The organism is Mesorhizobium sp. P3_A8 (assembly GCF_056402995.1).
The window spans coordinates 26,544-38,713 of record NZ_JBFUGI010000024.1 but is presented as its reverse complement, the minus strand read 5'-3'; the positions used below and the strand labels follow the sequence as shown (position 1 = coordinate 38,713).

The window sequence follows — 12,170 nt, the reverse complement described above, 5'->3', positions numbered from 1 at the left end:
TTACCGAACCAACTCTGCCTTTTCCGACAGCGGCTATATAGCGATGTGGCGATTGGTCTGCAACAGGCATGGCGGCGGCAAAGGGCAACGCCATCGACTAGGGGCCAACTAGCCTGCGGCCAGCCATTTGCGCGACTGGGCGAAGGCCTTGAAGGCCTTGGCCTCCATCGGGCGGCCAAAAAGGTAGCCCTGCAAGATATCGCAGCCAAGCTCCTTGAGGATACGCGCGTGCTCCATCGTCTCGACGCCCTCGGCGACCACTTCGATGCCGAGGGATTTGCCGATCTCGATGATCGACGCCACCAGGTGCCGTTGCGCCATTGAGCCGGTGATGGGCGTGATCAGTTGGCGGTCGATCTTGAGGCGACGCGGCCGCAGCTTGAGCAGCGAGACGATCGAGGCATGGCCGGTGCCGAAATCGTCGATCTCGATGTCTATGCCGAGTTCCTTGATGTGGTCGATATTCCAGGTGACCAGATCGTCGTTCTCATCGAGGAAAATGGACTCCACCAGCTCGAACGACACGGTTCCCGCCTTGATGGCGAGCTTGCGCAGACCCTCGATCAGGTCCTTGTCCTCCAGCCGCCTGGCCGAGACGTTGACCGACACGCGCGGGATGTTGAGATGACTGCGCGACCAACGCTCGAAATTCTCCAGCGCGTGTTTGAGGACGATGCGGTCGATCAGCGCCACGACGTTGAGTTCTTCGGCCACCTTGAGGTAGGCGTCGGGGGCCAGGATGCCCCGTCGCGGATGCTTCCATCGCGACAACGCCTCGACGCCGACGATCTCAAGCGTGCTCGCGTCGAACTGCGGCTGATAGTAGGCGACGAATTCGTGCCGCTCCAGCCCGCCGAGAATCTCGTCGGCGATCTGCTTGGTCCGCACGATCTCGCTCTGAAGGTCTTCGTTGAAGAACTCGTAACGGTTGCGGCCACGGCTTTTCGCCCGATAGAGCGCGAGATCGGCGTTGACCAGCAACTGCTTCACGTCGACGCCGCTGTTGGCGGCGATGCCGATGCTGACCCCGAAACGGCAGGGATGTCCGCGATAATCGACAGGCTGGCGCATCTCCTCGATGATGCGGTCGGCAAGTGCCGAGAGCCCGTCGTCGTCAAGCCCACGGCTCACCACGACGAACTCGTCGCCGCCGATGCGCGCAACGAAATCGTCACGGCCCGCATTGGCCTTGATGACCCTGGAGGCATGCATCAGCATGGCATCGCCCGCGGCGTGGCCGAGCGTGTCGTTGATCTGCTTAAAGCGATCGAGGTCCAGGTGCAGCAGTGCCGTGCGCCGGTTCGGTTGGCCGTTTTCGGCCAGCATCTCATCCAGGTAGCGGCGATTGGGCAGGCCGGTCAGCGAATCGTGCAGCGCCGCATACTCGATATGCGCCTTGGCGAGATTAAGCTCGGCGTTCTTCGATTCCGTCAACTGGCGCTCGCGAATGAGGTTTTCGTTGAGCAGCACGTCGCTGGTCACGTCCCATTCGGCGCCGATCAGCTTGGGCGTGCCGCCGATGTCCTGGAAGTAGGTTGCCCGCGTGCGCACATGGCGGACGGTGCCGTCGGCGCGCAGGAGCCGGTATTGCGAGGAGTAGGGGCCTTTTCTGGCAGCGGCCGCATCAAAATCCTGTCTTGCCCGTCCGAGATCTTCTGGATGGATCGCCTGCGCCCAGTCATCATAGCCGCGCGGCTTGCCGTCGGCAGACCTGCCGTAGATCTCGTTGACGCGGTCATCCCACACCATTTCATTGGTGGTGAGGTCGTGTTCCCAAACGCCGATACCAGAGGCTTCAAGAGCCAGCTCCAGGCGTCCTGACAGGCGCCTCAACTCGGCGTAGTTCTTCTGCCTTTCGCCGAATAGCCGGCCGGCCACCATGATCGGCAGCACCACCAATGCGCCGGCGAGCAACATAAGCGACCGCAAGGTCCACTCGTTCTTCGGAGCCGCCGGCCAGCCGCCCTTGGGGATGGCCGAAATCTGCCAGGAGCCTGACGGCAGCTGCACATCGGCCGATACGGGATTTCCGGCGATGACATGGTCGCCGCCGAAAAAGCGTTCGCCGCCGCCGCCGAGCGCATCCTTGCCTGTGAGCGCGACATCGATGTCGAGATCCGGGTCGGTCAGCCCGCTCGCCGCGTAGAGGCGGTCGACATCGACCACCGCCGAGACGATGCCCCAGAAACGGTCGCCGCCGCCGGCAGTCGGCACAAAGACTGGAATGCGGCCGATGAAGCCGCGCCCGCCCTGGGCAAGGTCGACCGGGCCGGCAAATACCAGCACCCGCTGGTCGCGCGCCCGCAGCGCTGCCATGCGCTGCGCTTCGTTCTTGCGGTAATCGAGCCCGATCGCCTTCTCGTTGCCTTTCATCGGGTACATCAGCGAGATGACGAGGTCGGGCGCGCCGGCAATGTTGCGCAATTGCGATTTCTGCTCGAACAGATTGCCGGCAAGCGCGGCGAATCTCTGCTGGCCCATATAGGGCTCCGTCACGATGGTCGAGACGAGGCCCTGAACAAGCTGAAGATTGCCGTTTACATTGCCTTCGAGCTTGGCGCGAATGATGTTGACCTTGGCCAGCACGTCGGCGCGCGCCAGTTGATCAGAGACCATTCTGTTTTGCTGGTCGGCAACGACGGCGCAAACCATAAGCACGACAAAAGCGATCGCCGCCGGCAAGTTGGCGGAAGAAAAAACGGCCCGGCTCACGCGGCCAAGATTGAATCTTGTTGTGGTCAATTCGACCCGGATAGCTTTCCTGGACAATAGCTCATCGATCGAGCCTAGTAGGAAACGCTTAAATTTGCCCTTCCATGCTGGCAGGAAGTTTCAGCATTAGCCTATGCGGGGCATTTCAACTTGCCGGGCGGAGCAGTGCTTAAAACGGCCGGCGTCGCCGGCCCTTCTGGACGTGTCGGGGCCAGATACCCGACGAAACGCCTATGCGGGTGCTGGCTTTGCGAGCATTATTCGGGTGGCTTTGCATGAACTACTCCCTGGGCGATGTACGACCGGAGCGTTCCTCGAGTTGAGCGCCACACGGACGAACGATTGGGTGCTTAACAGCGTCCGATGTTCGTCGTGGGGAATTCGTGCACGAAGCCAAAGGCCAGAGCTTTCGCCTGCGAAAGGACTTCGTAGTGAAAGGAGTTGGGCTTACCAAACCAACTCTGCCTTTTCCGACAGCGGCTCTATAAGGTCGTGGCGATTGGTCTGCAGCAACAGGGTAAATCCATGGTTTTCTGGATAGCGAGCGTGGCTGGATTGGCGATCGCTTATCTCTTCGGCTCCGTGCCGACCGGCTATCTGGCGGGGAGACTGCTCACGGGCATCGATATCCGGGAGCATGGCTCCAGATCAACCGGCGCAACCAACGTGTTGCGAACGCTGGGAAAAGGGCCTGCCCTGGCGGTGCTGCTGGTCGATGTGTTGAAAGGTGTGGCGGCGATCGTCTTTATCCGCTGGCTCTACCCGTTGCCGTTCCTTACGCCCCCGGCAGGGCTTGACCTGCAAAGCTTTGTACCATGGGCCGTCTGCCTGGCCGGACTTGCTGTGTTGCTGGGGCACGGCCGTTCGGTCTGGTTGAATTTCACCGGCGGCAAATCCGCCGCGACGGGGCTCGGCGTGCTCCTGGCGCTGTCCTGGCCGATCGGTCTGGGCGCGGCAGCGGTTTTCTGCGCCGTGCTGGCACTTTTCAGGATTGTTTCCCTGAGCTCGATGCTGGCGGCATTGACCGCGATCGTTCTCGTCTGCGTCCTGGAGCAACCGCTGCCCTACCGGCTGCTGGTGATTGCCGGCGGCCTCTATGTGATCGCGCGCCATCGTGCCAACATCCGGCGACTGCTGGCCGGAACGGAGCCACGCCTGGGGCAAGGTAGCCCAGGATCGAAGACGGAACCGCAGATCTAGATCGCTGGCTCACACGAGCACACCCTCTTCTCGAGGCCGTCGATCTTATCTCCGACATCAGCGGCCGCTCCTGAGAAGCGCGGGGCCTGGTGGCTGTGCCAAACCATACGCATCGGTGATAACAGGTTCCAGCACAGGCCGAGGGCGGTTCCGGACACACAATGGCAAGGCGGTTTGCGTTTCTCCTGGTTCGCGACTTCACCTTGTCGCCGCTGTCGCTGTTCATCGACACGCTGCGGCTGGCGGGCGATGAGGGCGACCGCAGCCGCAGGATAGAATTCGACTGGGAGATCGTCGGCGAACGCGGCCTGCCGATCCGGGCAAGCTGCGGCGTCGAATTGCTGCCGACCAAAGGGATCGGCAATCCAGAGGATTTCGACAATGTCGTGGTGGTCGGTGGCCTGCTCGACACCAACCGTAGCCTGAGTTCCGACAAGGAGGCCTTCCTGTTGCGCGCTGCCGAGAAGGGCGTGCCGCTGACGGCGCTGTGTACGGGAAGTTTCGTGCTGGCGCGCTACGGCCTGCTCGACGGCTACGCCGCGGCCGTCAGCTGGTTCCACATCAAGGATTTTCGCAACCAGTTCCCCGATGTGAATGCCCATGCCGACAGCCTGTTTTCCGTCGACCGGGGCCGTTCGACCTGCGCCGGCGGCACGGGCGCCGCCGACCTCGCCGGCCATTTCGTGTCGCAGTTCATCGGCCAGAAGGCGGCGGAAAAGGCGGCAAAAATCCTGGTGCTCGACCGCATCAGAAGCAGCCGCGACGTGCAGCCCGTCGGCGACCTTTTTCCAGCGGCGTCGAGCCGCGCGGTGAAGCGCGCCTTGCTTTTGATGGAGAGCAACCTGCAGGAGACGCTGCCGGTCAGCGAGATCGCGAGCCGCCTGAACTGTTCGCGGCGCCAGCTCGAACGGCTTTTCGGCACAGAACTCGGCATCGGCCCGATGGCGGCCTACCTGGCGCTCAGGGTGCATCATGCGAAGTCGCTGCTCGAAGGCAGCGACCTGCAGATCGGCGACATCGCCTATCGCTGCGGCTTCACCAATGCCGGCCATTTCAGCCGCGTGTTCCGCCAGCAGACCGGCATCACGCCAACCCATCTCAGGCATCCCAACCGCATGCCTGCCGCCGCGGCGCAGCACTGAAGCCCGGCCGCGAAGCTCAGCCCTTCGAGATGCCGCGCGCGATCAGCCGGGCCAGACGCTGCGAAAACGCCCTGGCGTCCGCCGGCTTGTCGCCGTCGAGCACGCGCGCCTCGTCGTAGAGGAGGTGGGCGGCGTCGTCCTTGAAGGCCTGGTCCTCTTCGCCGAGGCCGGCGAGCGCCAGCACGCGTTCGTGGCGCGGGTTGATTTCGAGGATCGGCTTGGCCGCCTTGTCGAGGCGGCCGGCGGCGTTCATCAGCCGCTCGAACTGCCGGTCGGGGCCGTGTTCGGGGGCGACCAGGCAGACAGCGCTTTCGGTCAGGCGGTCGGACGCCTTCACGTCCGAGACGGCATCGCCAAGCGCGGATTTGACGAAGGCCAGGAAGCTGTCGACTTCCGGTGTCGCCAGTGTGTCCGGCGTCTTTGCATCATCGAGCAGCGGAATGTCGGACAGCTCGGCCCCGCCCTGCGTCACCGATTTGAACGGCTTGCCGTCGAAGTCCGGCGCCATCGTCACCCAGAAGCTGTCGACCGGGTCGGTGAGCAGCAGCACCTCGATGCCGCGCGCCCTAAAACCTTCGAGCTGAGGCGAGGCTTCGAGCCTGGCGCGGTCGTCGCCGGCGATGAAGAAGATCGCCTTCTGGCCTTCCTTCATCGCCGCGACATAGTCGGCAAGGCCGCGCCAGCCTTCGCCTGATGTGGTCGAGTGGAAGCGGGCGAGTTTCAGCAATTGTTCGCGCCGCTCATGGTCCTCGTAGAGCCCTTCCTTGAGCACGACGCCGAAATTCTCCCAGATTTTCGCGTAGGCCTCGGTGTCGTTCTCGGCCAGCTTGACGAGATCGCCGAGCACGCGGTTGGTCAGGCCCTTGCGGATGGAGGCGAGCAGCGGGCTTTCCTGGATCATTTCGCGCGAGACGTTGAGCGGCAGGTCGGCGGAATCGACCAGGCCGCGCACGAAGCGCAGATAACGCGGCAGAAGGTCGGCCTCGTCGGTGATGAAGACCCGGCGCACATAGAGCTTCATGCGGCCCTTGCGGTCCTGGTCGAACAGATCGAACGGGCGCGATCCCGGCACGAAGGCGAGCACGGAGTATTCCTGCCGGCCCTCGGCGCGGAAATGGATGGTGGCGGCGGGCTCGTCATACTGGCCCGACAGGCCGCGGTAGAAGTCGGTGTATTCCTCAGGCTTGATCTCGCTCTTCGGGCGGACCCAGAGTGCCGTGCCGTCGGCGATGTCGCGCGCCTCGGCGCCGGGTTTTTCGATGAGCGTGATCGGCACCGGCACATGGCCCGATTGCGACTTGGCCAGTTGCTCGAGCTGGTAGGATCCGGTGTAGGAGACGGCGTCGTCCATGAGATGCAGCACGACGCGAGTGCCGCGCTTGGGAGCGGCTTCGAGCGGAGCGGGCGCGATCTCGTAAGAACCCTTGCCGTCGGATGACCAGCGCCAGGCCTCCTCGCTTCCCGCCTGCCGGCTGATGACGTCGACGCGATCGGCGACCATGAAGGCGGAATAGAAACCGACGCCGAACTGACCGATGAGCTGCGTGTCTTCTGTGCCTGCGCCGACGCGCTCGATGAAGGCGCGCGTGCCCGAGCGAGCGATGGTGCCCAGTGCCTCGGCCATGTCGTCGCGGCTCATGCCGATACCGTTGTCCTCGACGGTAATCTCCTTGTTGTCCGCGTCAGCCGAAATCGAGATGCGCGGCTTGGGGTCGTCGCCCAGCAATTCGGGACGGCTGACGGCCTCGAAGCGTAGCTTTTCGCAGGCGTCGGCGGCGTTGGAAATCAGTTCGCGCAGGAAGACGTCCTTGTCGGAATAGACCGAGTGCACCATCATGTGCAGCAGCCGCGAGACGTCAGCCTCGAACGCCCTGGTTTCCGTCGCTTTTGTGTCGGTCGTCATTCCAATTTTCCCACGCTGTTCATCCGCCTGCCGCGCCGGGGCGCGTGCAGGACTTCCTTTCAACCATTTTCAATTGCGCTGGCAACTCCGATTTGCCGATCTCCCCCCTCGTGGGGGTTGAGGAGCGGTCCGCGCAGCGGACGGGAAGCCAATTGCTTGGCTTTCCGAGCGACGAAAGCCGGCAGGGCAGAGAGGGCGCTGTCCTGCCGGCATCTCAAGACTTGGGTTCCTCGCCCCCGCAAAGCGGGGGAGAGGTGGCCGCGAAGCGGTGGGAGAGGGGGCAGCGCTGACGGTTGGAAGCTTGCTTCTGAAAGCTACGCATTGCTGTGCCTAATTCTCGGCCGGCTCTGGCTTTGCGGAGGGCGTCCCCCGCTCCGTCTCGGCTTCGCCGAGCCACCTCTCCCCCACTTTCGTGGGGGCGAGGAACCCAAGCTGGATTGGCCTTACTTCCCCGCCATGTGATCCGCCAGCGCCTGCGCCTGCGCCTGCAGCGCCGGGAAGGCCGCATCCGCCGGCAGGCTCTTGCCCAGGCAGGCGCGGAAGTCGTTGTCGCCTTTTGTCCAGGCGGCATTGGCGGCGTCGGATGTGTTTTCGTCGCTGTCGTCGGTCGCCTGCTTGGCCAGTTTCTGGGCGGCGGCGTCGGCGGCGGTCCACACCGCGTCGCAGGCTGCGATCTTGGGGATGGGCGGGGTCGCGGGCGCTTCGGCGATCAGCACGCTGTTGCCCTTGACGACCGTGACGACGACCTCCTGGTCGTAGTTAGGCCCGACATCCTGTGCCCAGCCGCCGAGCCGGGCGATCGCCATGTCGGCGCCGTCAGGTGTCTTCAGCGCAAAGTCGAGCGTGCCGGTGAAGGCGGCGTCGCTGCCGATGGCCTGGGTGTAGAAGGCATCGAGCTTCAGCGCCGCGTCGAAGCTGGTGGGCAGTTTGAGATCGGCGTCCGTCTCGGCGGCGCGTGACTGCAGCCAGCGCTCGACCAGCCCGCGCGTCGAGGCCACGATGCTTGGGCCATCCTCGGTGCCATGGCGCAGCCCGTCCAGCATGCCGAAGCCGACATCGGAGGAGCTGAGGCTTTCGAGGTTGATCGTGCCGGTTGCCGGAAAATCCTTGACCGTGAACGGGCCGAGCAGGGCGTTGAGACGCGTTTCGAGATCGGCGCGGGCCTTTTCATTGGCCGCATCGAGCGTTTCCACCGGGGTGTTCGCGCTGTCCATCGCCGCGATGGCCGCGATCGCCTTGTCACGCGCGGCGATATAATCGTCCTCGGGCGTGGCGGCGAAAGCCGCGCTGCTCGCAAGTGCAAACATGACCGTCCAGACCAACCGCATGACAGAACCTTTCTTCGTGGCGATCAACAGGCAAGGCAGCCATCGGGCAGCTTTGCGGCGATTGCGCGGCAGGAAACGTCGAGACGAAACATCTTGATCGGGGAGGGATGGCAAGCGCCGGCATTAACCATCAGTTAACTATCCGTTCGCCTTTGAATCAAATTTGGCGGATATTGTTCTTGGCCAAACGAGGCTGCCAAACCAGGCTGCTTGGGGGAGCCGGAGAAGACAGTAATTTTTAGACTGGCGCGAGGCTTTCGGGAGCGCGCGGCAGCTTGAATTTTAAAAAAGAAGCGACGGACCACCGTCGCCTTGCGGGGAGGCGTCAGCATCATTTTGATGAGGATCGCCAGAATGAAAATCGAAGATGCGATTACTGCTGTAACAGCCGAGGCCAGCGCTCTGTTGTCGTGCCTCGGGCAACCCGTCGTCGCCTACCACGTCACGGCAATCATGCGAGAGGCAGACCTCGAACACGCCCGGCAGATGCAGCTTGCCTTGATGCGGCGAAGCATCGAGGCGCTGGTCGATGATGGCCTTGAGGATGCGGCCGCGGAGCATTGTGCCTCGCAGTTCCATGGCCGTCTCGGCTCGGCCTGGAGGCTGCTGCATGCAACGGACGGGGTGGCGCACTGACCTCCGCCAATCCGTCTCCTAACGACGAGACATCGTTCTCAGCCGGCGCTCAGGATGGTGCGCCGACAGCCTTCTGGCAGTGGGCATGTGTGGCTTTGTCAGTCGACGTCTCTACGCAAAAAAGCCCGCCGGAAGCCGGCGGGCCATTGCCTCACAATGCGTGAGACGGTCAGAAACTGGTCGTCAGTCTCAGGAACGCTCCGTGATAGACACGGGTCGTATCGGCCCCGCCGCCTGGTTTCGTGAAATCGATTCCAGGCAGGGCGTCGAAATACGCGTCCGCTCGGTATCCCACCGCCACCTTGGTGGTTTCCGTGAAGTTGTATGTCAACGCCAATGACGCATCGAGATTGAACACGCCCTTTTTGTCGGACTGGGTGATCGTCTCACCGTCTTCGAGCGCAAATGTCCGGTCGCGCTTGAGAGCGAACAGGTACGCGGCGCCCGCGCCATAGTCGACGCCCCACTGGCCCGATATCGGCATGCTGCCTTCGACCGCGATACGTGGGCCGAGGCCCTGGAAGCGGCTCTTCAGAGATGCGTTGTCGGTAGAAGTCAGCGATCCCAAGCCGGAATCGGTGTAAGCAACGCCTGGACCGCTTATCTTCTCGCTCAGGTCGGCGTAGCGCAGCCCAAGCTTGACCTGAGCCTGTCCGGATCCGATGCCGAGGTCGCGGCCCACCGCGAAATCGGCAACGAAATGCGACGAGCGCACATGGACGGTTCCTGCACGGGCGCCTGTGGCGTCAATCGAGCCGTTCGAGCCGTTTGTACCGTCTCCCGGCGGCCGCGCAAAGGTGACGCTCTCCGTCGCGTCGTGATTCTTGTTGCGCTTGTTCCAGCCGTAGCGGAAGGCTGCGCTGACATGCCAGGCTTCGTTGATGCGATAGTCGAGACCCGCCGCAACTTCACCGCCTGCTCCCGCGAAGGGAGAGAAGAAGTCAGGGAGAGGCGTGTTCGGATACAGACGGTCGCCGTTCGCCCAGTTCACGCCGCCTTCGATGAAGACCGTCAGCGGCAACGAAGCCGCAACCGGAAGCGAGGTATCGGCGAGATCGGCAGCGCGCGCCGCCGGCGCCAAGGCCGCCAACGCTATGGACGAGACGCCCAGAAGCAGTAATCTTTTCAGATGCATGTTAAATCCCAAAGCCCAATTCATTCCGCAACGTCACATGCAGCGGGACCGGCTAAGGTTTCAACTCACGCGTATGTTACTACATTAGAATTCTAACAACTGTTGCAAAAATGCCGGAGACGCTATCAGCGATGGCAAGGCGGTAAGGAGGCCAGTTTGTCCCATCAATCCGGAATAGTTTGGCTGGCGTCATACCCGAAGTCCGGCAACACCTGGACGAGGCATTTCCTTCACAGCCTGCTGAGGGTTCTTCATGGCGAGGCTGGTGCGCAGTCGATCAACAATATGGGGCGCTTCTCCAGTGGCGAGGCCGGGAGATGGCGCTATTCCGTCTTGGCCGGGCGAGAAATAACCAAAGAAGACGTAGAGCTTATCCCGACGCTGCGTCCCAAAGTGCAGGTCAAGCTCGCTGACGAGGCGGGTGGCGTCGCCTTTATCAAGACGCACAATGCCTTGCTGATGGACGAGGGACAGCCAGTCATTAGTCCCGCCGCGACGGCGGGCGCCGTTTACATCGTCAGGAACCCGCTCGATGTGGTCATCTCATTGTCGCACCATCGCGGCAGGCCCATTGATGAGACAATCGATTTCATGGCCTGTGAAGGCATGCGCACGACGATCAGCGAAAAGCAGGTGTATGAAATCTGGGGCTCCTGGAGCGAGCATGTGCACAGCTGGACCCGGTCGCAGCATCCGGCAATCTACGTCATGCGATATGAAGACATGCTTGCCGATCAAGCCAAGACCTTCGCCGGACTTGCCAGTCATCTCAAGATGAATCCATCTGCCGCCGAACTCGACAGCGCGCTCGACATGTCGTCATTCGAGAGACTGCAGGCTGAGGAAAAGGAGGGCGGTTTTCGGGAGCGGCCCGAAGCGGCCACGGCGAGCTTCTTCCGCGCAGGCAAAACCGATCAATGGCGCGAGGTTCTGACGCCGAGCCAGGTAGACCAGATCGTATCCAAGCACCATGCTCAAATGGAAAGGTTCGGTTATTTGCCGGGCTGACTGCACGGCATGAAGCTTCTGCCTACCTGATCGACGCCATGAGGCATCCCCAGCGAAGGTCAGTTGGAATTGATGAAGTCCAAGGGGAACCGGCTGTGACCGGCTCGTTCGGACAACGCTTCAATCACGCCTTCTGCCTGGCCAACCGCTCCAGCGCATCCACGATCAGGTCACAGAACTTCGCATGGTCGAGCTTCATCGCCACGGTGTGGCGGAAGTCGGTCTGTTCGCTCGCCGTGCCGCCGAAATGGTGCATGCCGCCCATTTTCTCGAAATTGCAGACGGTCATGCCCTTGGTCCACCGGCCGGCTAGCTCGACGCGGATGTCGGCCTTCTCGGTGGTGAAGACGGTTGGGTCGATCATCGCCGCGACGCAGCAGGCGTCATGGATGGCGGGATATTCGATCTGCAGCAGGCCGCCATGCGTGGTGGCTATGAACTCCCAGATATCGAGGATGAACTTGGCCATCGGGCCGCCGATGGCGCGCACCCTGTCCTGCAGGTCCGGGGTGGCCAGCGCCTGGTGGGTGAGGTCGAGCCCCACCATGGTGACGTCCCAATTGGCGCGGAACACCACGTCGGCGGCCTCCGGGTCGCCATAGACGTTGAATTCCGCCCCCGGCGTGATGTTGCCGCGCGTATAGGCGCCGCCCATCGCGACCACCCGCTTCACCCGGCTGATGATGCGCGGATCCTTGCGCACGGCGAGCGCGATGTTGGTGTAGGGGCCGACCGGCACCAGCGTCACCGTCTTCGGCTCATGCGCCATGACGGTGTCGATGATGAAGTCGACGGCATGCCGCTTGTCGAGGTCGAACGAGGCGGGCGGCAGCACGGGGCCGTCCAGTCCGGTCTCGCCGTGGATCTCGACGGCCAGCACCTGGTCGATGATGAGCGGGCCGGGAGAGCCCTTCGCCACCGGCACCTTGATGCCATAGGCGGTGCATACGGAGAGCGCATTGCGCGTGGTGTTCTCGACATTGTGGTTGCCCGAAACCGTGGTGATGCCGAGGAGATCGATCTTCGGATTGCCCGCCGCCAGCAGGATGGCGATGGCGTCATCATGCCCAGGGTCGCAGTCGAGAATGATCTTTTCCATGGTGGGC

General features: G+C 62.8%; 9 protein-coding genes. 4 read left to right on the top strand and 5 right to left on the bottom strand.

The annotated features are described in order from the left end of the window. Positions 1 to 108: 108 nt before the first annotated feature. On the bottom strand, positions 109 to 2,652 hold the full coding sequence (locus AC1DX4_RS33940; RefSeq protein ID WP_477224505.1) for a bifunctional diguanylate cyclase/phosphodiesterase: 2,544 nt from the start codon (positions 2,650 to 2,652) through the stop codon (positions 109 to 111). Positions 2,653 to 3,237: 585 nt separating this feature from the next. On the opposite strand from AC1DX4_RS33940, the gene plsY reads away from it, so the two are divergent. Together plsY and AC1DX4_RS33930 are read left to right on the top strand one after the other, a co-directional pair. Beyond that, positions 3,238 to 3,912 carry a glycerol-3-phosphate 1-O-acyltransferase PlsY gene (gene plsY, locus AC1DX4_RS33935; protein ID WP_477224504.1) on the top strand — a complete coding sequence of 225 codons (675 nt, stop codon included), beginning with the start codon at positions 3,238 to 3,240 and terminating at the stop codon, positions 3,910 to 3,912. Positions 3,913 to 4,073: 161 nt separating this feature from the next. Then, positions 4,074 to 5,054, top strand: a complete 981-nt coding sequence (locus AC1DX4_RS33930; protein ID WP_477224478.1) for a GlxA family transcriptional regulator — start codon at positions 4,074 to 4,076, stop codon at positions 5,052 to 5,054. Positions 5,055 to 5,070: 16 nt separating this feature from the next. Here AC1DX4_RS33930 and htpG read toward each other — a convergent pair whose 3' ends face one another. Then, a complete protein-coding gene (gene htpG / locus AC1DX4_RS33925; RefSeq protein ID WP_477224477.1) occupies positions 5,071 to 6,957 on the bottom strand; it encodes a molecular chaperone HtpG in 1,887 nt (628 codons plus the stop codon). Between the two features lie 443 nt (positions 6,958 to 7,400). Continuing rightward, on the bottom strand, positions 7,401 to 8,285 hold the full coding sequence (locus AC1DX4_RS33920) for a hypothetical protein (RefSeq protein WP_477224476.1): 885 nt from the start codon (positions 8,283 to 8,285) through the stop codon (positions 7,401 to 7,403). Between the two features lie 354 nt (positions 8,286 to 8,639). On the opposite strand from AC1DX4_RS33920, the gene AC1DX4_RS33915 reads away from it, so the two are divergent. After that, positions 8,640 to 8,921: a hypothetical protein gene (locus AC1DX4_RS33915; protein ID WP_477224475.1), complete on the top strand. Its 282-nt coding sequence runs from the start codon at positions 8,640 to 8,642 to the stop codon at positions 8,919 to 8,921. A 169-nt stretch (positions 8,922 to 9,090) separates the two neighbouring features. Here the strand turns inward: AC1DX4_RS33915 and AC1DX4_RS33910 are convergent, their stop codons facing one another. Beyond that, on the bottom strand, positions 9,091 to 10,056 hold the full coding sequence (locus AC1DX4_RS33910; RefSeq protein WP_477224474.1) for an Lpg1974 family pore-forming outer membrane protein: 966 nt from the start codon (positions 10,054 to 10,056) through the stop codon (positions 9,091 to 9,093). 156 nt (positions 10,057 to 10,212) lie between these two features. Between AC1DX4_RS33910 and AC1DX4_RS33905 the strand changes: the two genes are divergently transcribed. Next, the gene (locus AC1DX4_RS33905) at positions 10,213 to 11,064 is read left to right on the top strand and encodes a sulfotransferase domain-containing protein (RefSeq protein WP_477224473.1); all 852 of its coding nucleotides are present in this window, start codon (positions 10,213 to 10,215) and stop codon (positions 11,062 to 11,064) included. 124 nt (positions 11,065 to 11,188) lie between these two features. Here AC1DX4_RS33905 and AC1DX4_RS33900 read toward each other — a convergent pair whose 3' ends face one another. Beyond that, the gene (locus AC1DX4_RS33900; protein WP_477224472.1) at positions 11,189 to 12,163 is read right to left on the bottom strand and encodes a nucleoside hydrolase; all 975 of its coding nucleotides are present in this window, start codon (positions 12,161 to 12,163) and stop codon (positions 11,189 to 11,191) included. Positions 12,164 to 12,170 lie beyond the last annotated feature (7 nt).